Source organism: Lysobacter sp. N42 (assembly GCF_004344885.1).
On sequence record NZ_SKFB01000020.1, the window covers coordinates 21,299 to 48,135 of the forward strand.

The 26,837-nt window shown below is 69.7% G+C and carries 22 protein-coding genes and 2 pseudogenes; 11 read left to right on the forward strand and 13 right to left on the reverse strand.

Features of this window, described 5'->3' with window-relative positions; translation table 11 throughout:
- Positions 1-4: 4 nt before the first annotated feature.
- On the reverse strand, positions 5-1,084 hold the full coding sequence (locus EYQ95_RS18675; RefSeq protein WP_132329131.1) for an HDOD domain-containing protein: 1,080 nt from the start codon (positions 1,082-1,084) through the stop codon (positions 5-7).
- 143 nt (positions 1,085-1,227) lie between these two features.
- On the opposite strand from EYQ95_RS18675, the gene EYQ95_RS18680 reads away from it, so the two are divergent.
- Positions 1,228-2,832, forward strand: coding sequence for a peptide chain release factor 3 (locus tag EYQ95_RS18680; RefSeq protein WP_132329133.1), 1,605 nt, complete (start codon positions 1,228-1,230; stop codon positions 2,830-2,832).
- A gap of 130 nt (positions 2,833-2,962) precedes the next feature.
- On the forward strand, positions 2,963-3,634 hold the full coding sequence (locus EYQ95_RS18685; RefSeq protein ID WP_132329135.1) for a hemolysin III family protein: 672 nt from the start codon (positions 2,963-2,965) through the stop codon (positions 3,632-3,634).
- Here the strand turns inward: EYQ95_RS18685 and EYQ95_RS18690 are convergent.
- Positions 3,598-4,590 (reverse strand): glycosyltransferase family 2 protein, encoded by a 993-nt coding sequence (locus EYQ95_RS18690; protein ID WP_132329137.1) that lies wholly within the window; start codon positions 4,588-4,590, stop codon positions 3,598-3,600. The genes EYQ95_RS18685 and EYQ95_RS18690 overlap by 37 nt on opposite strands.
- Positions 4,591-4,625: 35 nt before the next feature.
- The gene (mtgA, locus tag EYQ95_RS18695; RefSeq protein WP_132329139.1) at positions 4,626-5,438 is read right to left on the reverse strand and encodes a monofunctional biosynthetic peptidoglycan transglycosylase; all 813 of its coding nucleotides are present in this window, start codon (positions 5,436-5,438) and stop codon (positions 4,626-4,628) included.
- Between mtgA and EYQ95_RS18700 the strand changes: the two genes are divergently transcribed.
- Both EYQ95_RS18700 and EYQ95_RS18705 read left to right on the forward strand, forming a co-directional pair.
- The gene (locus tag EYQ95_RS18700) at positions 5,437-6,339 is read left to right on the forward strand and encodes an Hsp33 family molecular chaperone HslO (protein WP_132329141.1); all 903 of its coding nucleotides are present in this window, start codon (positions 5,437-5,439) and stop codon (positions 6,337-6,339) included. The two genes, mtgA and EYQ95_RS18700, sit on opposite strands and share 2 nt — an antisense overlap.
- A 159-nt stretch (positions 6,340-6,498) precedes the next feature.
- A complete protein-coding gene (locus EYQ95_RS18705) occupies positions 6,499-7,260 on the forward strand; it encodes a hypothetical protein (RefSeq protein ID WP_132329185.1) in 762 nt (253 codons plus the stop codon).
- Positions 7,261-7,629: 369 nt separating this feature from the next.
- Here the strand turns inward: EYQ95_RS18705 and EYQ95_RS26610 are convergent.
- Both EYQ95_RS26610 and EYQ95_RS27235 read right to left on the reverse strand, forming a co-directional pair.
- A pseudogene (locus EYQ95_RS26610) lies at positions 7,630-7,950 on the reverse strand (integrase core domain-containing protein); the annotation flags it as partial.
- A pseudogene (locus EYQ95_RS27235) lies at positions 7,933-8,067 on the reverse strand (IS1595 family transposase); the annotation flags it as partial. The pseudogenes EYQ95_RS26610 and EYQ95_RS27235, both read right to left, overlap by 18 nt.
- 197 nt (positions 8,068-8,264) lie before the next feature.
- Between EYQ95_RS27235 and EYQ95_RS27240 the strand changes: the two are divergent.
- The 3 genes from EYQ95_RS27240 to EYQ95_RS18720 all read left to right on the forward strand — a co-directional run bounded on the left by EYQ95_RS27240 (position 8,265) and on the right by EYQ95_RS18720 (position 12,459).
- Positions 8,265-8,456, forward strand: coding sequence for a hypothetical protein (locus tag EYQ95_RS27240; protein ID WP_207916530.1), 192 nt, complete (start codon positions 8,265-8,267; stop codon positions 8,454-8,456).
- Between the two features lie 219 nt (positions 8,457-8,675).
- Positions 8,676-11,588 (forward strand): TonB-dependent siderophore receptor, encoded by a 2,913-nt coding sequence (locus EYQ95_RS18715; RefSeq protein WP_132329143.1) that lies wholly within the window; start codon positions 8,676-8,678, stop codon positions 11,586-11,588.
- 157 nt (positions 11,589-11,745) lie between these two features.
- Positions 11,746-12,459 (forward strand): putative 2OG-Fe(II) oxygenase, encoded by a 714-nt coding sequence (locus EYQ95_RS18720; protein ID WP_132329145.1) that lies wholly within the window; start codon positions 11,746-11,748, stop codon positions 12,457-12,459.
- On the opposite strand, the gene EYQ95_RS18725 is transcribed toward EYQ95_RS18720, so the two are convergent.
- The 5 genes from EYQ95_RS18725 to EYQ95_RS18745 are packed head-to-tail and all read right to left on the reverse strand — an operon-like array spanning position 12,435 to position 18,075.
- Positions 12,435-14,012, reverse strand: a complete 1,578-nt coding sequence (locus EYQ95_RS18725) for a sulfotransferase (RefSeq protein ID WP_132329147.1) — start codon at positions 14,010-14,012, stop codon at positions 12,435-12,437. The two genes, EYQ95_RS18720 and EYQ95_RS18725, sit on opposite strands and share 25 nt — an antisense overlap.
- Positions 14,013-14,017: 5 nt before the next feature.
- Positions 14,018-15,082 (reverse strand): hypothetical protein, encoded by a 1,065-nt coding sequence (locus tag EYQ95_RS18730; protein ID WP_132329149.1) that lies wholly within the window; start codon positions 15,080-15,082, stop codon positions 14,018-14,020.
- Entirely contained in the window at positions 15,079-15,651 is a 573-nt protein-coding gene (locus EYQ95_RS18735; protein ID WP_132329151.1) for a 2OG-Fe(II) oxygenase, read from the reverse strand. Before EYQ95_RS18735 ends, EYQ95_RS18730 begins: the two co-directional genes overlap by 4 nt.
- On the reverse strand, positions 15,648-17,444 hold the full coding sequence (locus tag EYQ95_RS18740) for a phosphoenolpyruvate carboxykinase (GTP) (protein WP_132329153.1): 1,797 nt from the start codon (positions 17,442-17,444) through the stop codon (positions 15,648-15,650). Before EYQ95_RS18740 ends, EYQ95_RS18735 begins: the two co-directional genes overlap by 4 nt.
- A gap of 46 nt (positions 17,445-17,490) precedes the next feature.
- Entirely contained in the window at positions 17,491-18,075 is a 585-nt protein-coding gene (locus EYQ95_RS18745) for a TetR/AcrR family transcriptional regulator (protein WP_132329155.1), read from the reverse strand.
- 204 nt (positions 18,076-18,279) lie between these two features.
- Here EYQ95_RS18745 and EYQ95_RS18750 point away from each other — a divergent pair, with 204 nt between their 5' ends.
- Positions 18,280-20,754, forward strand: a complete 2,475-nt coding sequence (locus EYQ95_RS18750) for an acyl-CoA dehydrogenase (RefSeq protein ID WP_132329157.1) — start codon at positions 18,280-18,282, stop codon at positions 20,752-20,754.
- A gap of 53 nt (positions 20,755-20,807) precedes the next feature.
- On the forward strand, positions 20,808-21,287 hold the full coding sequence (locus EYQ95_RS18755; protein WP_132329159.1) for a hotdog fold domain-containing protein: 480 nt from the start codon (positions 20,808-20,810) through the stop codon (positions 21,285-21,287).
- A 4-nt stretch (positions 21,288-21,291) separates the two neighbouring features.
- Here EYQ95_RS18755 and EYQ95_RS18760 read toward each other — a convergent pair whose 3' ends face one another.
- Both EYQ95_RS18760 and EYQ95_RS18765 read right to left on the reverse strand, forming a co-directional pair.
- Entirely contained in the window at positions 21,292-22,161 is an 870-nt protein-coding gene (locus EYQ95_RS18760; RefSeq protein ID WP_132329161.1) for a metallophosphoesterase, read from the reverse strand.
- On the reverse strand, positions 22,158-23,438 hold the full coding sequence (locus EYQ95_RS18765; protein ID WP_132329163.1) for an NTP/NDP exchange transporter: 1,281 nt from the start codon (positions 23,436-23,438) through the stop codon (positions 22,158-22,160). The genes EYQ95_RS18760 and EYQ95_RS18765 overlap by 4 nt, the downstream gene beginning before the upstream one ends.
- A 90-nt stretch (positions 23,439-23,528) precedes the next feature.
- Here EYQ95_RS18765 and EYQ95_RS18770 point away from each other — a divergent pair, with 90 nt between their 5' ends.
- A complete protein-coding gene (locus tag EYQ95_RS18770) occupies positions 23,529-25,145 on the forward strand; it encodes a GMC family oxidoreductase (RefSeq protein WP_132329165.1) in 1,617 nt (538 codons plus the stop codon).
- Here the strand turns inward: EYQ95_RS18770 and EYQ95_RS18775 are convergent.
- The gene (locus tag EYQ95_RS18775; protein ID WP_132329167.1) at positions 25,129-25,368 is read right to left on the reverse strand and encodes a hypothetical protein; all 240 of its coding nucleotides are present in this window, start codon (positions 25,366-25,368) and stop codon (positions 25,129-25,131) included. The genes EYQ95_RS18770 and EYQ95_RS18775 overlap by 17 nt on opposite strands.
- Here EYQ95_RS18775 and EYQ95_RS18780 point away from each other — a divergent pair.
- Positions 25,361-26,704 (forward strand): serine hydrolase, encoded by a 1,344-nt coding sequence (locus EYQ95_RS18780; RefSeq protein WP_132329189.1) that lies wholly within the window; start codon positions 25,361-25,363, stop codon positions 26,702-26,704. The genes EYQ95_RS18775 and EYQ95_RS18780 overlap by 8 nt on opposite strands.
- The last annotated feature ends 133 nt before the right edge of the window (positions 26,705-26,837 follow it).

Here is a 26,837-nt window from a genome sequence, read left to right on the forward strand (position 1 = left end):
CCGGCTAGACGTCGGTCTCTTCCAGCATTTGCCGCCACTGCGGCAGATTCTGGATCTGGCAAACCGCGCGCAGATAGTCCTCATCGACGGGGAATCCGCCAACCAGCGCGGACGCCACGTGCACGGCGCCGGGAACCCAGAAGCCGGACATGCGGACGCGTGCCGGGCGGTGGTGATGGGCGACCGCCTCGACGATGGGCATGGGCAGCCCCCACAGCCCGAGCAGGTACGCTCCCGCTTCGGCGTAATGCGGCCCGCTGTCGTGCTCGCCACCCCGGTTCACGCCCGGCAGCAGCTTGCCGACCTCGGCCAGCAGGCCCGCCGTCGCCGCCAGTTCCCCGCTGGGGCCCGGCAGCAGTTTCCCCGCCAGGCGCGAGGTGCGCATGGCGCGCTCCTGCATGGCCTCGCGGTCCACGCCGGGCAGGTCGCCCCCCGCGTAGGCTTCGCTCGCCAGCACCATGCGCTGCAGCGTCTGCAGGCCCAGCCGCATGATCGCGCCGCGGATGTCGGTGATGGCGCGGCCGCGGGAGAAGTAGGCCGAGTTGCACAGCCGCAGCACCTTCGCCACCACGGCGGGGTCCTGCGAGACGAGCGCGGCCACCTTCGCCGTGCCCACGTCGGGGTCCTGCATCAGCCGCCCGAGTTCGAGGAACAGCTTCGGCGGCGGCGGCAGCGAGCCGATGCGGCCGATGGCCTGCACCAGCGCCGGGTTGGTGAGCAGGTCGCGCACCTCGGCCACGCTCTCCACCGCGTCCACCAGCTCGCCCGCGTCCAGCGGCTTGCTCAGCAGCCGGTGGGCGACGTCCAGCGCCTGCAGCGCATCGGTGCCGTGGCCCCGGTCCAGCAGCAGGATCCGCGCGGCCTCCGGATGCAGTGTCCGCACCTGTTCGAGAAGCGTGGTTCCGGCGAGTGCGCCGATACGCAACTCGGCCACCATCACGTCGATCGGCTGCTCCCGCGGAATGGTGAGCGCACCACCGGCATCGGTCAGCCAGCGCACGGACCAGTCCAGGCCGAAATCGTTGAGCGCGAGCTGCAGCTCGCCGGCGCGCCCGCCCTCTTCCCCCACGATGACGATGAACACCTGGTCTCCCCGGCGCTCCGGGCGCCCCCGGGTCGGTATCGGCCACGCCAGCCGAAACTTTGGTGCGCGGCCTGGCCCGGCGCGGCCGCTATAATCGGCGATCCTCCCGACCGTCCGCCGCGCCTCCGTGCGCGCGCACCGCCATGTCCGACGTCTCCATGCAGGCGCTGCGCCGCCGCACGTTCGCCATCATTTCCCATCCCGACGCCGGCAAGACCACGCTAACCGAGAAGCTGCTGCTGTTCGGCGGCGCGATCCAGATGGCCGGCTCGGTGAAGGGCCGCAAGGCCGCGCGACATGCAACCTCCGACTGGATGGCGCTGGAAAAGGAGCGCGGCATCTCGGTGACCAGCTCGGTGATGCAGTTCCCCTACGAGGGCCGCATCGTCAACCTGCTCGACACGCCCGGCCACGCCGACTTCGGCGAGGACACCTACCGCGTGCTCACCGCGGTCGACTCCGCGCTGATGGTGATCGACGTCGCCAAGGGCGTCGAGGAGCGCACGATCAAGCTCATGGAGGTCTGCCGCCTGCGCGACACGCCGATCATGACCTTCATCAACAAGCTCGACCGCGAGGGCAAGAGCCCCATCGACCTGCTGGACGAGGTCGAGAGCGTGCTGAAGATCCAGTGTGCGCCGATCACCTGGCCGATCGGCATGGGCCAGCGCCTGAAGGGCGTCGTCCACCTTCTGACCGGCGAGGTGCACCTCTACGAGCAGGGCCGCAACTTCACCCGGCAGGACTCGACGATCTTCCCGTCGATCGACGATCCGGGCCTGGAAGAGCGCATCGGCAGCCAGATGCTGCAGGAACTGCGCGACGAGCTCGAACTGGTGGAAGGCGCGTCCAACCCGTTCGACAAGGACGCCTACCTGCGCGGCGAGCAGACGCCGGTGTTCTTCGGCTCGGCGGTCAACAACTTCGGCGTGCAGCTGTTGCTGGACTTCTTCGTCGAACACGCGCCGGCGCCGAAGCCGCGCGCGACCACCGGGCGCGAGGTGCAGCCGGTGGAGGAGAAGCTCACGGGTTTCGTGTTCAAGATCCAGGCGAACATGGACCCGCAGCACCGCGACCGCGTCGCGTTCATGCGTGTCTGCTCCGGCGAGTTCAGGGCCGGCATGAAGGCCTTCCACGTGCGCAGCGGCAAGGAGATCAAGCTGGCCAACGCGCTGACCTTCATGGCCAGCGACCGCGAGATCGCCGAAGCCGCCTACCCGGGCGACGTCATCGGCATCCACAACCACGGCACCATCTCCATCGGCGACACCTTCACCGAAGGCGAGTCGCTGTCCTTCACCGGCATCCCCAACTTCGCCCCCGAACTGTTCCGCCGCGCGCGCCTGCGCGACCCGCTCAAGCTCAAGCAGCTGCAGAAGGGCCTGGCGCAGCTGTCGGAGGAAGGCGCGACGCAGTTCTTCCGCCCGCTGATGAGCAACGACCTGATCCTCGGCGCGGTCGGCATGCTGCAGTTCGACGTCGTCGCTTATCGCCTGAAGGACGAGTACGGCGTGGACGCGAGCTTCGAGCCGGTGCAGGTCGCCACCGCGCGCTGGATCCGCTGCGACGACGCGAAGACGCTCGAGGAGTTCCGCGAGAAGAACGCGATGAACCTCGCCATCGACGCCGCGGGCGAGCTCGTCTATCTGGCTCCCACGCGGGTCAACCTGCAGCTGGCGCAGGAGCGCGCGCCCGCCGTCCGCTTCCTCGCCACGCGCGAGCACGCGCATGCGGTGGCGATCGACTGAAGGCCGGACCGACCGCGCCCCCCGCCACCGGCGGCCGCGCGGGCGGCCAGGACGCCACGGGCGCCCGACGCCGTCAGGCAGTTTTCGGCAGCGACACGCACCCTACGCCTGCGTACGCTAGCATCGGCGCATGGACGCCTCCTCCACCCTGCCCGCCGAGCGGGCCGAAGGCCCGCTGCGCCATGCCACCCATGAGCTCGCCAATGCCCTGACGCACGGCCTCGGCGCCATCGCGGCACTGGCGGGCGGCTCCGTCCTGATCACCCTGGCCGCCGTGTACGGCGATGGCTGGCAGCTGGCCGGCGCGATCGTCTTCGGCGCCTGCCTGCTGCTGCTCTACCTGGCGTCCACGCTCTACCACGCCATCGCGCACCCGGTGGCCAAGGCCCGGCTCAAGGTCTTCGACCACTGCGCGATCTACCTGCTCATCGCGGGGACGTACACGCCGTTCACCCTCATCGCCCTGCGCGGCGCCTGGGGCTGGAGCCTGTTCGCCACCATCTGGACGCTGGCGATCGCCGGCATCGTGTTCAAGCTGTTCTTCACCGGGCGCTTCAAGCGCCTGTCCACCGCGCTGTACGTGGCGATGGGCTGGGTCGCGCTCGTCGCCATCGGCCCGCTGCTGCGCGCGCTGGACGGCGCAACGCTGGGCTGGCTGCTCGCCGGTGGCGTCGCCTACACGCTGGGCACCGTGTTCTACCTGCGCGAGTCCCGCTTCGCGCATGCCATCTGGCACCTGTTCTGCGTCGCCGGCAGCGTCTGTCACTACGTGGCGGTGATGCGGCAGGTCGTCGCCGCCTGATCGGGCGCGGACGCCGGCGCATCGCCCGGCCGCCATTCGTCGACCAGGTAGAGCGGGCGCTGCTTGGACTCCATGTAGAGCCGCCCCAGGTATTCGCCGATCAGGCCCAGCGCGATGAGCTGCACGCCACCCAGGAACAGGATCACCGCCATCATCGTCGGCCAGCCTGCCACCGGGTCGCCCCAGCGCAGCGCCTTCACGACGATCCACATGCCATAGGCGAAGGCGAGGAACGCGGTGGCCAGGCCGAGGTAGGTGGCAAAGCGCAAGGGCGCGGTGGAGAAGCTGGTGATGCCCTCCAGCGCGAAGTTCCACAGCTTCCACAGGTTGAACTTGCTGCCGCCGGCGATGCGCGCGTCGCGCTCGTAGGGAATCGCGACCTGCCGGAAGCCGACCCAGCCGAACAGGCCCTTCATGAAGCGGTGCCGCTCACGCAGCTGGCGCAGCGCGGCGACCGCGCGCGGCGAGAGCAGGCGGAAGTCGCCCGTGTCGGCCGGGATCGGCGTGCGCGACAGGCGTCCCATCACGCGGTAGAACGCATGCGCCGTGGAGCGCTTGACGATGCCGTCGCCCGCGCGCGCCACGCGCGTCCCGTGCACGTCGTCGAAACCTTCGCGCCACTTGGCGACGAACGCGCCGATCAGCTCCGGGGGGTCCTGCCCGTCGGCGTCCAGGATCAGCGCCGCGCCCTGCTCGATGCGGTCCAGCCCCGCGGTGAGCGCGGCCTCCTTGCCGAAGTTGCGCGAGAGCCGCAGCAGCGCCACGCGCGCATCGCCCTGCGCGATGCGCTGCAGCGCCTCCCAGGTGCCGTCGGTGCTGCCGTCGTCGACGTAGAGCACGCGGCCGTCCAGCCCCGGCACCGCCTCCAGCGCGGCGACGATGCGCGGATGCAGCAGCGGCAGCGCGTCCGCCTCGTTGTAGGCGGCCACCAGCACGGTCAGGCGATCGGAGGACATGGCGCGATCCTAGCGCGGCGCGGGCACGCGGCCGCTCAGTCGAGCGTGCGCAGGTAGGACGGCCCGCCGATCAGGCGCATCTGGCGCTGGATCGCGCGGGTGCGCCGCTGCACGTAGGGGCCGGGCCGTACGACGCTGTAGCGCTTGGGGCTGGGCAGCACCGCCGCCAGGCGCGCACTCTCGGCCGCCGAGAGCTGGCGGGCGTCCTTGCGGTAGTACGTGCGCGCGGCGGCCTGCGCGCCGTAGACGCCGTCGCCGAATTCCACCACGTTGGCATAGACCTCGAGGATGCGCCGCTTGGGCCACATCGCCTCGATGAGCAGGGTGTACCAGGCCTCGACGCCCTTGCGGAGCCAGCTGCGTCCGCTGCAGAGGAAGAGATTCTTGGCCAGCTGCTGGCTGATCGTGCTGCCGCCGCGGACCCGGCGTCCCCGCGCATTGCTGCGCTGCGCCTTCTCGATCGCCTTCAGGTCGAAGCCGAAATGCTCGGCGAAGCGCTGGTCCTCCGCAGCCACCAGCGCCACGGGCAGGCTCGGCGAGATGTCCTCGAGGTCGCGCCAGTCGTAGGCGATGCGGAAGCCGAAGTCGCCCTCGCCCAGCGCCTCCACCTGCCGGATGGCCATGAAGCTCGTGAACCACGGGTCGATGAAACGCATGGCCGCGACCTGCGCGATCGTCGCCGCGGCCAGCAGCACCGGCACCAGCACGAGCCAGCGAAGCCGGCGCCACCCGCGGCGCGTCCTGGTCCCTTGTTTCGATCCCACCACGCCCCCAGTTTCGCTGTTCCATCGCGCCGCACCGGCGCGCGCGGCGGCATTATCCGCCAACCCCGCCTTCCGACTGCCCATGACCGATACCGATACCGGGCGCGACCAGCTCGCGCGCTTCCTCATCCGCGACGCCGGCGTGCGTGGCGTGCACGTCCGCCTGGACGAGACCTGGCGCCAGATCCGCGAGCGCGAGGCCTATCCCGCGGGCGTCGCGGCCCTGCTGGGCCAGGCGGCGGCGGCGGCCGCGCTGTTCACCGGGCATGCCAAGGTCGACGGACGCCTTTCCGTGCAGATGCGCACGCAGGGCCCCATCCGCACCCTGTTCGCCGAGTGCACCGCCGCGGGCACGCTGCGCGGCATCGTGCAGCTTCCGGAGGACGCGCCGGCCGACATCGCCGTCGACCTGTCCGAGCTGGGTCCCGGCGGGATCCTGGCCATCACCATCGAGAACCACGGCGGCGACGGTCGCGAGCCCATCCGCTACCAGGGCCTCGTTCCGCTCGAGGCGCACCGCCTCGACCACGCCTTCGAGGACTATTTCCGCCAGTCCGAACAGCTCCCCACGCGCCTGCTGCTGGCCGCTTCGGCCGATGCCGCCGCGGGGCTGATGCTGCAGAAGCTGCCCGGCGACGAAGGCGATGCCGACGGCTGGAACCGCATCGGCCTGCTGTTCGACACGCTGGGCGAGGACGAACTGCTCGCCCTGGACGCGACCACGCTGCTGCAGCGGCTCTTCCACGAGGACGGCGCGGACGTGCTCGGCGGCAAGGCGCTGTCCTTCGCCTGCTCCTGCTCGCGCGAACGCGTGGAGTCCATGCTCGTGGCGATCGGCCAGGAGGAAGCGCGGCTCGCGGTGCAGGATGGCGAGGCGACGATCCGCTGCGAGTTCTGCGGGCAGACCTACCGATTCGACATGGCCGGCATCGACCGGCTGTTCACGACACCGGCCGGTGTCGACGCCCCAACCCGCCTGCAATAGCGGGCGATTGTTAAATAAGGGTAAAAGCGTTAGACTCGGCCCGTAAGACCCCCGGAACTTTCCGAGCCCGACCCGGTCCCAGCCGTCGTGAATCGCACCCGCCTCCTCCGCAGCGCCCTGCTCGCCAGCCTCCTGCTGGCGCCGGCCGCGCACGCGCAGATGGCGCCGACGCGGTCCGAGGCGCTTCCGGTGGTCGACAAGGCCAGCGGCCGCGTCGAAGCGGTGCTGCTGCTGGAACCGCTCTCGCGCAAGGCCTGGCAGGTTGGCAATACCCGCGTCGATGCGGGCTTCGGCGCCGGCTCGGGCAGCCAGCTGGGCCTGGTCTGCGACCGCACTGCCGGGCTGACGTCGGCGATCGGCAACCTCGTCGACAACTGCCTGGTGGCCAGCTTCTCGAATCCACGCAACGCCCGCCAGTCGGCCGCCGGCGCCAGCCTCGCGCGCCCGGGCGGCCGCGTCGGCCTGAGCATCGGCTCCAGCCGGGAGACGCTGCCGTCCTGGCTGCTGCCTTCCGGCCGCGGCACCGCGCGGGTCAACGAGAACACCCTCACCCTGAAGGGCGAGCGCAACCTGGGCCGCGAGGCCACCGTCTCGATCGGCGGCACGCTCGCCCGCGCCCGGCTGGTCAGCCCCAACGCGGTGCCCGCGCTCAGCGACCGCTGGGACGTGCGCAGCGTGAGCGTGGGCGCGAACGTCGGCCGCTTCGGCGCCAACATCGTCGGCCGCGTGGTCGACTCGCCCGAAAGTGCCGAACGCTGGCGCGGCCTGGACCTCGGCCTGACCTGGCGCACGCCCTGGAGCGGCCAGCTCAGCGTCGGTGCGGAGAACGTGGTCACGCGCGGCCGCAACCCGTTCGCACCGGGCGCCGGCAAGGACGACGAGGGCACGGTGCCCTACGTCCGCTACCAGCAGGACCTCTGACCCCGCGCGTCGCGTCTGGCTTCGCTGCCGGCCGTGTGGACGTGATGCCCTCAGCCTGATGAATTCGACGCTTGTGGCGGGCGCCCGCTGCGCTACGTGCCGATGCGTCGGTCCTGGCCTGCCATTGCGGCTCGTCGCCGGCGTCCGCCGTTTGATGGAAACCGCATTTCCCGCGACGTCCCTAGCCGCCGACAGAAGCGCCGATGCTGCGAAACATCAACGCGCAGCCGCCGCTGACCGTATTGCCCTCGCATGGGAACGTCGCAATCCGACTTGGAGCCAATGCGTTCCGGATGCGCCGCCGTCCGTTCTTGTTCACGACAACCGCTCGTCGGCCATGTGACCTGCCCCCAGTCGCCGTACCACCAGTTACTGGGAGAGCCCGGGGTTGAAGGGTATTTTGGGTTGATGGGTTTGGGTGCGGTGGTTGGCAGCGAACTGGGCGGGCGGGATGCGACCACAACTGCTGTGCGGCCTGACCTCGTTGTAATCCCGCCGCCACTCGGTGATGACGTCGCGGGCCTGTGCGAGCGACGTGAACCAGTGCTCGTTCAAGCACTCGTCGCGGAACTTCCCATTGAAGCTCTCGATGTAGCCGTTCTGCATGGGTCGGCCGGGCTCGATCAACAGGTGCTGGATGCCGTGTTGCTGCGTCCATGCGATGAAGGCCCGGCTGGTGAACTCCGGACCGTTGCGCTTGACGAGCCCGAACACGATCACCTTGCCCGCCGCACCCCAGCCGCGTTTGCCTTTTCTCGCGCCACCGAACGTGGTTTCGTCGAGCTCGACGGGTCCTTCGAAGGGTTCGCGCAGCTGCTCCACCTGGGCACAGCAGGCCCGCAGCAGGCGGTAGAAGCGCTCTCTCGAGGCGGCGCTGGTGTCGGACAGGAACCGTTGCCGATAAGAGGGCACGCCCAGCACGAACAGCTCCAACAGGCGCAGTTTCGTTGTCTCCGGCAAGCGCACCGAGTCCCACACCGAGGTCCAGCTGAAGCGCCGACCACATGCTCGGCACTTTAACCGCCCATCACCCAGCCGATAGTGCCGGCAACCACCGCGGCCTGCTGCGCCAGTACCTGCCCAAGGGGACGGACCTGTCGATCCACAGCCAGCGGGATCTGGACCGCATCGCCATGCGCCTGACCATGCGCCCCCGGAAGACCTGGGCTGGCGCATGCCGGCGGAAGTGTCCCTGAGCCGCCTCCACGGCCGCCCGGTCACGTTCACCATCGACGATGCACTTGGGGTTTGGACTCCGCCAAGTTTTTTGCCTCAACGGGCGCTCTTAACGACCCTTTAATTTCTCTCGGAGGGCGGCTACCATCGGGCACGCCCCCACTTGGCTAGCGCCTGTTCAGGTTCGGCTTTGGGCGGGTTCCCATGGGAAAGCCAGACTCACTTCGAGAGAGAAAGAGATGACCCTTAAGACCACCAAGCTCCGCGACGCGATTTCCTTCGCGATCGCCGTGGGCACGCTCGCCGGCAGCGGCGCAGTGTTCGCCCAGGACTCGACTGCCGCCGATCAGGAAGGCGCCAGCGAGCTGGACCGCGTCACCGTCACCGGCTCGCGCATCCGCCGCGCGGAAGTCGAGACCTCGCAGCCGATCTTCCAGCTCAACCGCGAAGAGATCCAGGCCCAGGGCCTGACCTCCGTCGGCGACGTGATCCAGAACATCAGCGCCAACGGTTCGGCGCTGAACTCCACCTTCAACAACGGTGGTAACGGCGAAACGCGCGTCAGCCTGCGCAATCTCGGCTCCAACCGCACGCTGGTTCTGGTCAATGGCCGTCGTTGGGTCGGTGGCACCGGCCTGGGCGGCGCGGTCGACCTCAACACGATCCCGACCGCCGCGGTCGAGCGCATCGAAGTGCTGAAGGCCGGCGCCTCGTCAATCTACGGCTCCGACGCGATCGCAGGCGTGGTCAACGTCATCCTGCGCACCGACTACCAGGGTGCCGAAGCCAATGCCTACCTCGGCGCCTTCGACAAGGGCGACGGCTTCCGCCAGTCCTACGACCTGACCATCGGCACCTCCGACGACCGCTTCAGCGCCATGTTCGGCGCGGGCTACGTCAAGGAAGAGCCGGTCATGGCGGGCGACCGCGAGATCTCGGCCGAGCCGGTCTTCGGCACCGGCGTTTCCTTCGGTAGCTCGACCACGCCGTTCGGTCGCTTCGCGCTCTGCCGCGGCACGGTCAACCCGATCAGTGGCCGCTGCTCCATCGCTGAGACCCGCCCGAACGGCACCGGCGGCCAGTTCACCTACAACCCCGGCCAGACCGGCAACAACTGGCGCAACTTCGCCATCCCGGGCGACCTGTACAACTACGCCCCGGACAACTACCTGCTGACCCCGCAGGAGCGCAAGTCGATCTTCGGCCGCGCGACGCTCAACCTGACCGACGACGTCAGCGCCTTCATCCAGGCGACCTACAACAACCGTCGTTCCGAGCAGCTGCTCGCCGCGATGCCGATCGTGCTGGGCTCCGGCCCCGGCGCCGGCGTGCAGGCCCGCACCATCTCGATCAGCCAGTTCAGCATCTACAACCCGTTCGGCGCCCCGGTGTCGCGCATCCAGCGCCGCGCCGTGGAGACCGGCGGCCGTTCGTTCAACCAGAACGTCGATACGTTCGGCTTCTCGGGCGGGCTGGAAGGCTCGTTCGAACGCTGGAACCGTTACTTCACCTGGGATGCGGGCATGGTGTATGGCCGCAACGACCAGAACGACACCACCTACGGCCTCTTCAACATTCTGGCGCTGCGCAACGCGCTGGGCCCGTCGGAGATCCGCAATGGCGTGCCGGTCTGCGTCACCCAGCCGGGTGGCACGGTCATCACCGGCTGCGTCCCGCTGAACCTGCTCGGCGCTCCGGGCTCGATCACGCCGGAAATGCTGAACTACTCGAGCTTCGTCGCCCACGACGAGTTCGGCTACAAGATGAAGCAGTACTTCGCCAACCTGACCGGCGAACTGTTCGAGCTGCCGGGCGGCATGCTGGCCTTCGCGGCCGGCGTCGAGCGCCGCACCGAGTCGGGCTTCGACCAGCCGGACGCGCTGATCAGCTCGGGCAACACCACGGGCAACGCGCGTACCGCCACCAACGGCGCCTACTCGCTGCAGGAAGCCTACGGCGAGCTGTCCATCCCGCTGCTCAAGGACGTTCCGTTCGCCAAGCAGCTCGAGCTCTCGCTGTCGAGCCGCTACTCGGACTACTCGAACTTCGGCGACACCACCAACTCGGCGTTCGGCTTCAAGTGGCGCCCGATCGACGACCTGATGGTCCGCGGTAACTGGGCCGAGGGCTTCCGCGCCCCGTCCATCGACGAGCTGTTCGCCGGCGTGGCCGACTCGTTCCCGCAGATCGCCGATCCCTGCTCCACCACCTTCGGTGGCGGCTACAACGGCCTCACGCCGGAACAGCAGGCTCGCTGCCATGCGCAGGGCGTGCCGGTCGGCGGCTACGACCAGGGCAACTCGCAGATCCGCATCAGCGTCGGCGGCAACCCGAACCTCGGCCCGGAGACCTCGACCACCAAGACCCTCGGCATGGTGTGGAGCCCGAGGTTCGTGCCGGGCACGTTCGACGTCTCGCTGGACTGGTGGCGCATCGAGCTCGAGAACGTCATCACGACGTTCGGCGGCCAGTTCATCCTCGACCAGTGCATCGAGCAGGGCATCCAGGCGTTCTGCAACCAGTACACGCGCTTCTCGGGCGGTGCGGTCAATAACCTGCTCTCGAGCGGCGTGAACATCGGTGCGGGCAACGTCGAGGGCTGGGACCTGACGATGAACTACCGCCTGCCCGAGCAGAGCTGGGGCAAGCTGTCGTTCTCGTGGGATACCACCTACCAGTCGCTGGCCGAGTACGACAACGACGGCGATGGCGACATCGATGCGGACGATGGCGGCAGCATCGTCGGCGAGTACCAGGACCGGGACAACAACTGGCGCATCCGCAGCAACCTGATGACGCGCTGGGAGAAGGGCGACTTCGGTGCCACCTGGTTCACCCGCTACTACTCGCGCCAGGAAGAAGCCTGCCCGTTCAACTACAACGACTACGGCTTCGGCGAGCTCTGCAACGACGCCACCGTCGACGCCAATGGCGTGGTCCAGCCCGGCTCGCAGAACCACATCGGCGCGACCACCTACCACGACGTCTCCGTGTACTGGAAGGCACCGTGGAACGCCAAGGTCACGCTGGGCGTGAACAACGTGTTCGACAAGCAGCCGCCGGTGTCCTACACCACCTTCGCCAACAGCTTCGACCCGCAGTACGAAGTGCCGGGCCAGTTCTTCTATATCCAGTACAACCAGAAGTTCTGATTCGACGTTCGCGAAGTCCAGCTACGGCCCCGCAAGGGGCCGTAGTTTTTTCGCAGGACGAGCCGCACCAGGGGCCAGCACGCCACTCTCGCCCCCCCTACCTCCGCCACCAGCGCAGCCCTTGTTGGGGCTCGCGGATCGGTGCGACCATCCCGCCATGAACCATGACGACAACGTTCTGCCTCCGCGGGCGGAAATTTCGAGCCTCTTCGCGGTGCCAATCGCGCAAGCGCAGCATCCCGATCACGAGGCGCTCAACGCTGAGCTGAAGTCCTTACTGCTCGAAAGGGAAGCCGATCCCCGCTACGCCAATCCTCACCCGTCCCTGCAGCAGCAGCCCGGGGTGTTCGAAAGCGACTTCAACCTGTTCGCCTGGCCGGAGCCGTGCATCCAGCGGCTGCGACAGTTCTGCTGGACCGAACTTGGGCGAACGATCCAGACCCTGAACGGGTACTCCGGCGAGGAGATGCGCCGCATCCAGATCTTCTCGCACACGTGGTTCCATGTGACGCGGCGCGGCGGGTTCGTCATCGCGCATACGCATCCGATGGCGTCCTGGTCCGGCGTCTATTGTGTTGCGCCCGGACAGCAGCCCGCCGATCGACCGGACTCGGGCGTGCTGCGTTTCCACAACCCGCATTACTACAGCAACATGTTCCTCGATCCGGGGAACCTGCGACTTGCACCGCCGTTCCATCACGGCACCTGGAACGTGCGTCTGCGACCAGGGCAGCTCGTGCTGTTTCCTTCGTGGGTGTCGCACGATGTCCTGCCGTTCCATGGCGACGATGAGCGGATCACGATCGCATTCAACTGCTGGTTCGCGATGAAGCCCGAGGAGGGCGCTCAGGCCGGCACCGGCTCCGCGTAAGCCGGCTGCAGGGCCTCCCACAGCGGCCCGAGATGGGCCTCGTAACGACGCCATAGCTGGCCGCGATCGCGGCGGAAGCCCTGCCGTGCCAACGTCGCGCTCGGCGTGGCCACCGCGCCGGCCGGCCGCGCCAAATCCACCATGCCCGGCTCGAACTCGACGCCGCAGTGAAGGGCGACCTCGCGTGCGACGGCGTCGGGTTCCGCGACCAGACGCTCGTACGAGATGTCGAGCACGCGCCCCGGCAGCACGGACCGCCAATGCGCCATGGCGCGGCGATACAGAAGATAGAACCCGGCGAGCTCCCGCTGGTCATACGAGTACAGTGCCGCTCCGGAGAACAATTGGCGCAGGTTCGAGAAGCACGTGTCCATCGGGTCGCGCACCAGATGCAGGAAGCGCGCCTGCGGCAGCGCCTTGGCAATGAACCCCACATTGAGGAAGTTCTGCGGCAGCTTCTCGGTGAAGAATGGCTTTCCGCGCGAAAGCCACCGCGCACGGCGCGCATAGCCGCGCGCGACCGCGTCGAAATCGGCTTCGCCCGCACGGCGCACGGTTTCGGCATTGGGCCCCTGCGGCGCCGCGAGATCCACCGCCAACTCCATCTCCGCATGGAACGCCGAAGTTTCGCCCGCGTCGCCGATCAGCGAGTGCCCGGCGAGCATCCGCTCCAGCAGCGTGGTGCCGGAACGGTGCATGCCGACGATGAAGATGGGCACGCTCGGCTGCTGGACTTCGCTGCACTCTGCTACGAAGGCCGGCGTGCATACCCGCCCGAGCGCGTCGACCAGAGCGGCGTCATCCTCGAGCCGGTAGTCGATCAGCCGCCGCTTCGCTTGGCAGCCGCGTTCGAGGGCATACCAGGCCTCGTCGTAACGCTGAAGGTCGTGCAGTTCGCGATGCAGCGCGAAGTAGAGGTAAATCTCGCCCTGTCCGCCACGCCGCGCCTTCGCGAGCTGTTCGTGCAGACGTGGAACATGGTTGCGTTCGGTGGTCTGCGTACGCACACCCGCGAGCGTCAGCGAGTTCTGGAACAGCAGCGGATCGGACCGCAGCGACGCCTCGTAGTGCGCTTCGGCAGCATCGATCTCGCCGCGGAACAGCAGGAAGTTGCCGAGCACGTGCAGGGTGGCGGCATTCGCAGGTTCCCGAGCCACTCCTGCATGCGCCATCGCCAGCGCCTCCTCGTGCGCGCCGATCGAGCTAAGCATGACCGCAGCGCGCGCCAGCACGTCCACCGGCGCGCCCTGCACGAAGGCGGGCGCGCGCAGGCATTCGACCAGCCGCTCGAATTCGTGGAAGTAGCGCAGCCGCTGGGCGATGGCATACAGGACGGGGGGAATCTGCTGCGGCCGGTGCTCGAACGCGGCGACTGCTGCTTCGCGCGCCTCGCGGTGGCGGCCCCGCTGTGTCAGGGCGGTCGACAGGCCTACCAGCGCCGGGGCGTGGCCAGGCGCAAGCACGAGAGCTCGCCGATAGTGCGCCTCGGCGGCGGCGAAATCCTTGCGCTCGCAGGCCTGCTCGCCGGCCAGCCATGCAGCGTGTGCAGTCATTCCGGTCACTCCGATGTTGCGGCGTTGCCCAGGGGCGCTTCGGCGATGAGGCGCGGCACGCGCCACCCGGCGGGAGGCTGTACGGCCTGTTCGCGCATGTATGGGCGCACGTGGCGACTGTACCAGTCGAGCGCGGTGTCGACCTCGCGCGCAAACCGTTGCCGGATGAAGGCCGCGTCGCGCGCGCGTTGGTGGCTGTCGTACGGCACGCCCACCGCCTTGGCGTTGATCGAGGCAACCCGTGCGGCGCGTTCGGCGAGAGCCGCCGGTGCGGCGGTGCCCTGCAGCCACGCTGCACACGCGACGGTGGCCGCGGGCAAGTCATCCAGCAGCTCCGACATGTCGACGAGGCGCAGACGCGCCGCGCCGACGCGCTCGATCAGGTCGATGGCCAACTCCCGTTGCGCCGCCCATTGCAGAGTGGCCGCCGCGAGCAGGTCCGGCGGTGCGAGCGCCGCTGCGGGCAGGCGCGGGCCCAGACTGCAGGCGCGCAACGCGCGTTCGGCCAACTGCGGGATTTTCGCCTGCGTGTCAGGGGTCTTCTTGATGTTGGAGACGACGAAGTCCTCGAGGTCCGAGCTGAGCAGCACACCCCTGCTCTGCGGCGCGGCTTCCATCAGATCGACCGCGATGTTGAGGGCGGCATGGGTCGGCTTGACGATCACCGAGCCGTCCGCCGACCACGGCCGCGCCAGCAGGCGCACCGAGACGTCCACCAGCCCGTCGATCTCCCAGCCGGCCGCGCGTGCGTCGGCCAGCCGGCGCAGGATCAGCGGCTCCTTCAGCGTCATCTGGACGGGCGCGACGTGCAGCGCGCGCGCCAGCAGCGTCGAACCGCAGAACAACGTGTGGAACAGCCAGCCGAGACGAGCGGGCGATCGACCCGTCGCGACCGCGGCCGCCGCCACCGGACGGGCTTCCGCGAGCGGCGCCTCGATGCGCGTATCGAGGAAGGCCGAGCGCTCCAGCACGTCGGCACCGATCTGCAGAAAGCCGAACGTCCGCTGCGGCACATGGAGGTCGACCGGGAACCAGCCCGGGTCGTCCCAGCGCTCGTCGCATGCGCTCACCGCTGCACCGGTTCCAGCTTGATGGCCAGCGTGTAGCGCGGCGCGTAGCAGATGCGGTGCGGCGGACGCCCGGCATGCACAATGGTGCCGTCGAAGATCACCAGCCGGCCGGGACGCGGCCTCACTGCGCAGGCGAGTTCGCCGGCGTGATCGTAGAACACCGTCTCACCGCCCCACTCCTGATCCCAGTCCGTGCAGATGTACCACAGCGCGGTGAGCTCGCGCTGGCCGGGCAGGCAGTCGGTATGCGTGAACAGCATGTCGCCGTAGCTGGCGACATTGGTGTACGCGCGGTAGGGCCGGTACTCGCCGACGCCCAGGCTTGCCACGGCATGCAGCGTCGTCTGCAGGATCGGCTGGCGGGTGAGCACCTCCAGCCGGATCTCGTTGACCCAATGCTTGTACTGGGCGGTTTCCGGGCGCGCGACCTCGGTGCGCGTGAACGGTGCGCGCGCGAGGGCTTCGACGTGCTGCCCCACCTCCGGGAGCAGCCCGTCGAACACCGCCACGGTACGTCCATCGACCCCGTAGCGCCTGGCAGGCGTCAGGGCGGCGCCCGGCTCGTTCATCTGCCCAGGGCCGAAACCACCCGCCCGTGCTCGTCCTTCAGCGCCTGCGGCATGCGCGCGCCGAACTCGTCGAGGTAGGCGCCGAGGCTGTCGAACTCGGCGCGCCAACCGTCGCGGTCGAACGTCAGCAGCGTCTGCAGTGCCGCACCGTCGAGGTCGAGGCCGTCGAGGTTGAGGTCGTCCGCGCGCGGCAGGTGGCCGATCGGCGTTTCGACCGCCCCGGCGCGGCCTTCGGCGCGGTCGAGGATCCACTCCAGCACGCGCAGGTTCTCGCCGAAGCCGGGCCACAGGAACCTGCCGTCGGCGCCTTTGCGGAACCAGTTGACGTGGAAGATCGGCGGCAGCTTCATGCCGGGACGGTCGAACGAGAGCCAGTGCGCGAAATAGTCGGCGAAGTTGTAGCCGCAGAACGGCTTCATCGCCATCGGATCGCGGCGCATCACGCCGACCTGGCCGGTGGCGGCAGCGGTGGTCTCCGAACCCATCGCGGCGCCGACCAGCACGCCGTGCGTCCAGTCGCGGGCCTCGAACACCAGCGGCACCAGCGAGGCGCGGCGGCCGCCGAAGACGATCGCGGAGATCGGCACGCCGGTGGGATCCTCGGCATGCTCGCTGTAGCTGGGGCACTGCTTCGCGGAGACGGTGAAGCGCGCGTTCGGATGCGCGGCCGGGCCACGGCTGCAATCGTAGTCATTTCCGCGCCAGTCAATGACGGGCTGGCCCTCGTCCAGGCCCTCCCACCAGGGCTGGTTGTCGGCGGTCAGGCCGACATTGGTGAAGATCGTGTTCTTCCGGATCGTGGCGAGCGCGTTGGGGTTGGACTTCGCCGACGTGCCGGGGGCAACGCCGAAGAAGCCGGCTTCCGGGTTGATGGCGTACAGGCGGCCGTCCGGGCCGGGGCGCATCCAGCAGATGTCGTCGCCGATGGTCCAGACCTTCCAGCCCTTCTCGCGATAGCCTTCCGGCGGGATCAGCATGGCCAGGTTGGTCTTGCCGCAGGCAGACGGGAACGCGGCGGCGATGTAGTGCGTCTCGCCCTGCGGGTTCTCGATGCCCAGGATCAGCATGTGCTCGGCCAGCCAGCCTTCCTGGCGGGCCTGGTGCGAGGCGATGCGCAGCGCATGGCACTTCTTGCCCAGCAGCGCGTTGCCGCCGTAGCCCGAGCCGTACGACTTGATCGTCAGCTCCTCGGGGAAATGCATGATGAAGCGGCGGTTCGGATCGAGCTCGCCGGTGGAGTGCAGGCCCCTGACGAAGCCGCCCTCGCGCTCGATGCGCGACAGCGCCGCGGCGCCCATGCGGGTCATGATGCGCATGTTGGCGACAACGTACGGGCTGTCGGTGATCTCGACGCCGCAGCGCGCGATCTTTGATTCGATCGGGCCCATGCAGTAGGGGATGACGTACATCGTCCGCCCTTCCATGCAGCCCTCGAACAGCGCGTCCATCTGGGCGTGGCCATCGGCCGGCGACATCCAGTGGTTGTTCGGGCCGGCGTCGTCCTGCTCGGACGTGCAGACGAAGGTGAGGTGCTCGACGCGCGCGACGTCGTCCGGATGCGAGCGGTGCAGCCAGCTGCCCGGGTTGGTTTCCTCGTTGAGGCGGATCAGCGTGCCGTCGGCCTCCATCTTCGCAATCAGCGCGGCGTTCTCGGCGTCCGAGCCGTCGCACCAGTGGATGGCGGCCGGGCGCGTCAGCGCGGCGACGGACTCCACCCAGTCGGCGAGGCTCCGGAGGGACGTTCCGCTGCCCGTGACGGCGGGTTTGGCGACATCCTGTACCTGGGCGTTCATGCGGACCTCCGGTTGCTGCGAAAAAGGAAAAGGTGGAGCGGCCGCGTCAGGGGATCAGCGTGGCCATCATGTGTTCGACGAAGGCCTCGAACTCCTCGCGCGGCAGGCGCTGCTGCCCCATCTGCAGGTTGAGCTGGAGGAAACCGACGTAGGCGGCATAGGCCAGGCGCGCGCGGTGCAGCGCGGCGGTAGGATCGAGGCCCGCCTGGCGGAAGGAAGCGGCCAGCCATTCCAGGCGGCGCTGCGAGACGCGGCCGATGACCGGCGCGACGATGGGATGGTCGAGCGCCTTGAGCAGCGCCGAATAGATGATGTGCGAGGTGTACTCGTGCGCGACCAGGTCGAACAGGCGGCGCAGGCGCTCGCGGGGGTCGGCGATCTGCTCGAGCTGGCCGAAGATGGCTTCCTGCTCGGTCTTCTCCCAGCGCACCAGCGCGGCCACCAGCAGCGACTCGCGCGAGGGGAAGTGCCAGTAGAAGCTGCCCTTGGTGACGCCCAGGCGGCGGGCCAGCGGTTCCACCGCCACCGCGGCCACGCCCTGCTCGGCGATCAGGTCGAGCGCGGCCTGCGCCCAGTCGTCGGCGCTGAGGCGCCCGGTGCGATCGGACTTGGCCGGCATGTCGGTCGTCATCGGGGAAGTTTAACCGTACGGGTCCGACCGGGACAGTATGCGTTCAGGGAATCCGATCCGCGGCCGCTTCCGCAGCCGTTGACAGCGGTTCCCGGGCGTCACCATACTCGCCCGTATGTCGGGCGTTTCATGCTGGCGTTTGAATCCGCCCGGCGACACCATCCGTGATCACCCGCGCGGACGCGACGTCCGCTGGAGCGCTCCATGAGCATCGCCGCACCGTTCCTCGTCCTGCTGATCCTCGGCGGCGTGGCCGCCTACCACCGCATGCGACTGGCCGCCTGGGTCGCGCTCTCGGCGGCGGGCCTGGTGGCCTGCGCACTGCTCGGCGCGAACGCCACCGCCACGCTCGTGGCGGCGGTGCTGCTGGCCCTGGTGGCGGTGCCGCTGCTGGTGCCGGCGATCCGACGCGCGCTGGTCACCGCGCCGCTGTTCGGCGTGTACAAGAAGATCCTGCCGCCGCTGTCGGAAACCGAGCGCGTCGCGCTGGAAGCCGGCACGGTGGGCTGGGAAGGCCAGCTGTTCTCCGGCAAGCCGGACTGGAACGTGCTGCTCTCGCAGCCCAGGCCCGAGCTGCGCCCGGACGAGCAGGCCTTCCTCGACGGTCCGGTCGAGGAACTCTGCCGGATGGTCAACGACTGGGAAATCACCCACGTCCACGCCGACCTGCAGCCCGAGCTCTGGGACTACATCAAGCGCAACAAGTTCTTCGGCATGATCGTGCCGAAGGAGTACGGCGGCCTGGGCTTCACCGCGCTGGGCAACCACAAGGTGATCGAGAAGCTGGCGTCGATCTCGTCGGTGGTGAGCTCGACGGTGGGCGTGCCCAACTCGCTGGGCCCGGCCGAGCTGCTGATGCACTACGGCACGCAGGAGCAGAAGGACTACTACCTGCCGCGCCTGGCCGACGGCCGCGAGGTGCCCTGCTTCGGCCTGACCGGCCCGTGGGCGGGGTCGGACGCCACGTCCATTCCCGACTACGGCATCGTCTGCATGGGCGAGTGGAACGGCGCGCGCGTGGTCGGCGTGAAGCTGACCTTCGACAAGCGCTACATCACGCTGGCGCCGGTGGCCACGCTGATCGGCCTGGCCTTCCGCATGTACGACCCGGACCACCTGCTCGGCGAGAAGGAGGACATCGGCATCACGCTGGCGCTGCTGCCGCGCGACACCCCGGGCGTCGAGGTCGGACGCCGCGCCATGCCGCTGAACTCGCCGTTCCAGAACGGCCCGGTGCGCGGCAAGGACGTATTCATCCCGCTGAGCCAGCTGATCGGCGGCGAGGCGTACGCGGGCAAGGGCTGGCAGATGCTGGTGGAGTGCCTGTCGATCGGCCGCTCCATCACCCTGCCCTCCACCGCCTCGGGCGGCTCGCGCCTCGGCGCGCTGGTGACCGGCGCCTATGCGCGCATCCGCAAGCAGTTCGGCCTCTCGGTCGGCCGCTTCGAGGGCGTCGAGGAAGCACTCGCGCGCATCGGCGGCAATGCCTACACGATCACCGCGCTCGCCGAGGCCTCGGCCGCCGCGGTGGCGCGCGGGGAGCTGCCGGCGGTGCCGTCGACGATCGCCAAGTACCACTGCACCGAGATGGGCCGCGAGCTCGTGCGCGATGCGATGGACATCCACGGCGGCAAGGGCATCATCCTCGGCCCGCGCAACTACCTCGGCCGCGCGTGGCAGGCCTCGCCCATCGGCATCACCGTGGAGGGCGCGAACATCATGACGCGCTCGCTGATGATCTTCGGCCAGGGGGCGATCCTCTGCCATCCCTGGGTGCTGAAGGAGATGAAGGCCGCGAACAACCCCGACCGCGCGCAGGGTCTGCGCGATTTCGACGCGGCGCTGTTCGGCCACATCGGTTTCGCGATCTCCAACGCCGTGCGCTCGTTCTGGTACGGCATCACCGGCGCGACCATCGGCTCGGCCCCGGGCGATGCCTACACCAGGCGCTACTACCGCAAGCTCAACCGCTACTCGGCGGTGCTCTCGCTGCTGGCGGACACCTCGATGCTGCTGCTGGGCGGCAAGCTCAAGTTCAAGGAGTCGCTCTCGGGCCGTCTGGGCGACGTGCTGAGCCAGCTCTACATCGCCAGCGCGATGCTCAAGCGCTACGAGGACCAGGGCCGCCCGGCCGCGGACCAGCCGCTGCTGGCCTGGTCGTTCCACAACGCGATGCACAAGCTTGAGCTCGCGCTGTCGGCCGCGCTGCGCAACTTCCCGGTGCGTGGCATCAGCTGGCTGCTGTGGGCGCTGGTGTTCCCGCTGGGGCGCCGCGCGGTGGCGCCGAGCGACCGACTCAGCCGGAAGGTCGCGCACATCCTCATGTCGCCCAACGAGGCACGCGACCGCCTCGGCCGCGGCGCGTTCCTGACGCCGGGCCCGAACCATCCGGCCGGCCGCATCAACAGCTACCTGGCCGCGGTGGTCGCCGCCGAGCCGGTGGAGCGCAAGTTCCAGAAGGGCATCAAGGGCGCGGAGTTCGGCACGCTGGACTACGCCGGCCAGCTGGCGCTGGCGGTGGAGCGCGGCATCATCACCGCCGAGGAACGCCAGCAGCTGGAAGAGCTCCGGACGATGACGGTCGACACCATCGCGGTGGACGACTTCGACCCGGAGGAGCTTCGCTCGGCCGGCTACGCCAGGCTCGTGGAAGGCCGGGCGCCACGCGCAGCGGCCTGAGCCGGCCGGCACCGGTCGACATACGACGGCGGGCTCCGGCCCGCCGTCTTCGCATGCGGAGATCGCACGTGCACCTCTTGGCTCTGTACGCACGCCTGAGCCGTCTTCCCGCGGGCCGCTGGCTGTTCTCGCGCGCCGTCTGCCTCAAGGCGCCCTACTTCGCCAGCATCGCCCCGCGCGTCGACGCATTGCAGGCCGGCCGCTGCGTGGTCTCGTTCGCGCACCGGCGACGCGTCACCAATCACCTCGGCACCGTGCACGCCATCGCGCTGTGCAACGCGGCCGAGCTGGCCGCGGGCCTGGCGACGGAGGCTGCCGTGCCGCCGTCGATGCGCTGGATCCCCAGGGGCATGCGCGTCGACTACCTGCACAAGGCCAGCGGCCGCATGACGGCGACCGCCCGTGTCGCGGCGCCGCCCGGCGATGGGCAGGCGCGCGAGGTGCCCGTCGACGTGAAGATCGCCGACCCGCGCGGCACCGTGGTCTTCCGCGCCCGCGTGGCGATGTGGGTATCGCCGCGCCCGCAGCGCTGAAGGCTCAGCGGCGCGCGCGCAGCGTCAGGCGGGAGATCTCCGGCGGCATGCCGATGCGCACGGGCACGATGCTGGTCCCGATACCGGGCGATACGAACAGGTGCTGGCCGTCGTCCTCGTAGTGCCCCACGACGTAGCGGCCCTCCTCCTTGCCCCACATCGCGGGCTGGCCCACGCCGGGCAGCGAGATCTGCCCGCCGTGCGTGTGGCCGGCCAGCATCAGCAGCCCGCGCGAGGGCATCTGCGGAAACAGCGCGGGGTTGTGGGTGATGGCGATGGCCGGGTCGGGGCCGGCCACCATCGAGAACGCCTTGGCGACGTCGTGGCGCGCCTCCCACAGGTCGCCGATGCCGACGATCCACACCGGGCAGCCGCCGAGCGTGACGTGGCGCGCCTCGTCCTCCAGCATGACGACCCCCGCGGAGGCGAAGGTCTCGCGGATCTGCTGGCCGTTCTTCCACCAGTCGTGGTTGCCCAGCACGGCGTACACCGGCTTGCGGGCGGTCAGGCGCCGCAGGCGCCGGGCGATCGGCTCGGGTCCGACGTAGGTCCCGAGGAACACGCTCAGGATGACGTAGTCGCCGGTCATGACCACGGCCTGCGCGTCGCTGGCGACCAGGCGGTCGACGATGCGGTCGAGGTTGTCCAGGCCGTTGTGCGGCGAACCGGTGTGGATGTCGCTGACGTGGTCAATGCGCAGGCCGTCGCAGGCCGCGGGCCAGGCGTCCATCGACAGCGCGTGCGGACGCTCCACCAGCCGCCCCGGCTCCCAGGCCAGCCCGTAGACGCCCACGGCGAGGCCCGCGACGATCCACGCGATCAGCAGCCGGCGCAGCCAGGGCCAACGCCGCAGCAGCGCGACCAGCGGCCTCATGCGTCGGTTCGCGTCCCGCGCCTGGACAGGCGCCAGCCGATCGCCGCGGCCAGCGCCGCCGCCCCCGCGCCGAAGGCCGCGAAGCCGGCGATGCCCACGCCCAGCGCGCGTCCCGCATTCATGGATAGCGCCACCAGCAGGTCTCCGAATCGCCATACCGCGGTGTCGACCGCGTTCTGCCCCTTGTAGCGCTCGTTGCGCGGGACCTGGGTGAACAGCGCGTGGCGAGCGGGCTCGGCCATGCCGAAGGCCAGCCCGCGGCTGATGATGGTCGCGAGGGCGACGGCCGGCATGCCGGCGAGCAGCGGCGCGTAGGGGTCGTCGGCGACGATCACGAGCCCCAGCGCGGCCATCGCGATCACCGCCCAGACCACCAGCACCCGCCCCGGCCCGAGCGCGGGCATCAGCCACCAGGTGATGCCGGCCTGCAGCAGGATGATGAGGCTGTTGGTGGCGAGGTCGACCGTGGCGGCGAACGCCGTGCGCGCCTCGTCGCTGGCGAAGGTCGCGCCGGAGTAGTCGGCCAGCAGGGCGTAGTTGACGCCACCGATGCCGTCGGCCAGCACCAGCAGGATCGCCATGTTGCGCATGAAGGGGTCGGCGACGATCTGGCGAAGGCCATCGAGCATGCCGCCCCCCAGCGGCGCATCGTCGGCCGCGGCCGCGAGGCGGTGGTCGCGCGCCCAGCGGCCCACCAGGACCGACAGCAGCGTCGCCAGGCCCAGCAGCGACGCCGAGACCATCAGCAGCGGCGCCACGCCGATCGCATCGACCAGCGAGCGGGTGAGCATCGGGCCGGCGAGCGAACCCAGCGTGCCGGCGATGGCGATCAGCGGGAACAGCCGCCTGGCCTGCAGCGGTGTCCAGACATCGGACATGAAGATCCAGAACACCGAGACCACGAACAGGTTGAAGACGCTCACCCAGACGAAGAACACCACGCCCAGCAGGCGCGGGCCCAGCAGGGAGGTGTCGACGAAGAACGGGATGAAGCCCAGCAGGCACAGCACGAAGAAGCCGTACACCACCGGCACCATCACGCGACGCCGGTAGCGCGAGACCAGCGCGGCGAACAGCGGCGTCAGCGCGAGCGTGGCAAGGAACGTGGCGCCGTAGAACCAGGGCAGCTGCGTCGAGCCCACGGCCGCGGCCAGCTGCTCGCGCACGGGCCGGATCACGTAGTAGGCGGTGAGCACGCAGAAGAAATAGGCGAACGACACCAGCAGCGCCGGCCATTCGCCCCGCTGCACGCGCCCGCCTCCGGAAGCTGCTTCCATCGCATCGACCCGCTTTATGGACGCGCACCGTACTCCGCCCGCGCGCGGCCCGCCAGCGCGGCGCTATGCTCGATGCCGGGGGAGGTCGCCATGTTCGACTACATCATCGTGGGTGCCGGCTCGGCCGGCTGCGTGCTCGCCAACCGCCTGTCCGCCGATCCGTCGGTGCGCGTGCTGCTGCTCGAAGCCGGCCCGGCCGATCGCCACCCCTTCATCCACATGCCCGCGGGCCTGGCGAAGCTGGTCACCCGCCGCGACATCAACTGGGACTACAGCACCGACCCCGAGCCCGCGCTGCAGGGACGCCGCCTGTGGTGGCCGCGAGGCCGCGTGCTGGGCGGCTCCAGCTCGATCAACGCCATGTGCTACGTGCGCGGTCATCCACGCGACTACGACGACTGGGCCGCCGCCGGCGCCCATGGATGGGCCTGGGACGACGTGCTGCCCTGGTTCCGCCACAGCGAGTGCAATACACGAGGTGCCGACGCCCTGCACGGCGCCGATGGCCCGCTGCACGTGTCCGACCTGCGGCATGCCAACCCGCTTTCGCACGTCTTCATCGAGGCCGCGGCGCAGGCGGGCATCCCGCGCAACGACGATTTCAACGGCAGGCTGCAGGAAGGCGCCGGGCTCTACCAGGTCACGCAGAAAAACGGCGCCCGCTGCTCCAGCGCGGTCGCCTACCTGCACCCGGTACGCGACCGCCGCAACCTCGTCGTGCGCACCGGCGCGCAGGCCAGCCGCATCACCTTCGAACGCGGCCGCGCCACGGGCGTGGCCTACGTGCAGGGCGGCCGCGCCTTCCACGAGCTCGCCGCGCGCGAGGTCCTGCTCTGCGGCGGCGCGATCAATTCGCCGCACCTGCTCATGCTCTCGGGCATCGGCCCCGCGGCGATGCTGCGCCGCCACGGCATCCGGGTGCTGCACGATGCGCCGGGCGTCGGCGCGAACCTGCAGGACCATCTCGACATCTGCACCCTGCACGCCTGCCGCCAGCGCATCACCTACGACCGCGCCAGCGACGCCCGCATCGCCTTCGACTACTACCTGCGCGGCCGGCGCGGCGCCGGCACGAGCAACGTCGCCGAAGCCGGCGCGTTCGTGCGGTCGGCCCTTGCGATCGACGAGCGGCCGGACGTCCAGCTGCACTTCGTGCCCGCGCAGCTGGACGACCACGGCCGCAACCGCCTGCCCGGCGACGGCTACACCATCCATGCCTGCTGGCTGCGCCCGGCCAGCCGCGGGCACATCGAGCTGGCCAGCGCGAGCGCGGGCGATGCGCCGCGCATCCGCGCCAACTACCTCTCCGACCCCGACGGCGCCGACCTGCGCGGCATGCTCGAATGCGCGCGGATCGCGCGCGGGATCCTCCTGCAGCCGGCGTTCGCCCCGTTCCGAGCCGGGCCGGTGATACCTGCGCGCGACGATCTCGACGATGCCGGCCTCGAGGCCTTCATCCGCGCCAAGGCCGAATCGGTCTACCACCCCGTCGGCACCTGCCGCATGGGCAGCGACGATGCCAGCGTCGTCGACCCGCAGTTGTGCGTGCACGGCGTGGACGGCCTGCGCGTGGTCGACGCCTCGGTGATGCCGCGCTTGCCCGGCGGCAATACGAACGCGCCCACGATCATGATCGCCGAGCGCGCGGCGGCCTTCGTCCTGCAGGGTGCAGCCGAGCCGCCCGCCCTGGTCACGCACGCCGTGTAGACGCCGCCTTCACCGGAATTGAATGCGCGTCGTCGCTGAATGCGGCTTCAGGGATGTCACGGCGGCGGGCCTTTTTGGGCCGTGAGCGCGTGAAAGCGGCCGGGATGGCATCACCTTTTCCAACGAAATCAGAAAGCTGAAAGCGTTTCCTCTTCCACGCCGTCATCACGGCGCTATGATCGGAAAACGTGAAGAGCCTGTGGACGCCGCCGATGATGATCACCTCTGCGAGCCGCCCCCTCCGCCGCGCCTGGTCCATCGGCGCGCTGGCGTTCCTGCTGCCCGTGGCGCTGGGTTCCGGTGCCGGCGCGCAGACGCAGCAGCCGGTCAACACCTCGACGCTGTCGCGCGCGCCCACCGTCACGCGCAACCCGCTGCCGATCGCGCCCGATTTCGACGTGCGTGCCATCGAGTCGATGGCGCAGGCGCTGGTGGCCGGCCAGAAGGTGCCGGGCCTTGCGATGGCGATCGTGCACAAGGGGCGCGTGGTGAGCGCGCGCGGCTACGGCATCACCGACGTTGCCGCGGCCGAGCCGGTGGACGCGCATACCGTGTTCCGCCTCGCCTCGCTGTCCAAGGGCTTCGCGGGCACGCTGGCGGGCATGCTGGTCAACGACGGCGTGATCCGCTGGGACAGCCGCGTCGCCGACTTCAAGCCCGACTTCCGCCTCGCCGATGCGGCCGGTGGCCAGACGGTCACCGTCGCCGACGTGCTCAGCCATCGCGTGGGCCTGTCGAGCAACGCCTTCGATCGTGACCTCGAGGCCTACGTTGACTACCCGACGCTGACCCGCCGCCTGGCGAACGCGCCGCTCAAGTGCGCGCCGGGCACCTGCTACGCCTACCAGAACGTGGCCTTCAGCCTGGTGGGCGACGTGGTCTTCGCGGCCACCGGCAATTTCTACGGCCAGGAAGTGCAGCGCCGCATCTTCAAGCCGCTGGGCATGAACGATGCGAGCGTGGGCCTGGAAGGCATCCAGTCCAGCCCGCGCTGGGCGCGCCCGCACGTGCACGGCCGCGGCGGCTGGGTGTCGGTGACGCCCAAGACCACCTACTACCAGGTGCTGCCGGCCGCGGGAGTCAATGCCTCCGCCGCCGACATGGCGCAGTGGCTGATCGCGCAGACGGGCTATCGCCCCGACGTGCTGCCGGAGTCGCTGCTCGCCACCCTGCACCAGCCGCGCGTGGACACGCCCAGCGAGACGCGTGCCTCCGCCTGGCGCCGGGAGCGCCTGGGCTCGGCCGGTTATGGCCTGGGCTGGCGCGTGTACAACTACGCCGGCAACGAGCTGGTCTTCCACGGTGGCGCGGTGCAGGGCTACCGCGGCGCGGTGGCCATGCTGCCGGACCGCGACTTCGGCATCGCCCTGATGTGGAACAGCGAGAGCTCGCTGCCTTCCGCACTGGTGCCCACCATCCTCGACCGCGCGCTGGGCATCACCGGCCAGCGCTGGCTGCGCGAGGAGTTCGAGGAGCCGACCCTCTACGTGCAGGGCCCGACGCCCGCCGACGGCGCGCCCGGCAGCACCGCGAGCAAGTCGACCGCCGCGCCGTTCTGAGGCGGGAAACGGGGTAAGAACGGAAGGCCGGCGTGATGCCGGCCTTCTGCTTCCGGCGCCGGTGCGGCCAGGCCCGCGCGCGTCGTGCACCCGCGGACGCACACCTGCTGCGACGGGCACAGGCAGGAGACGG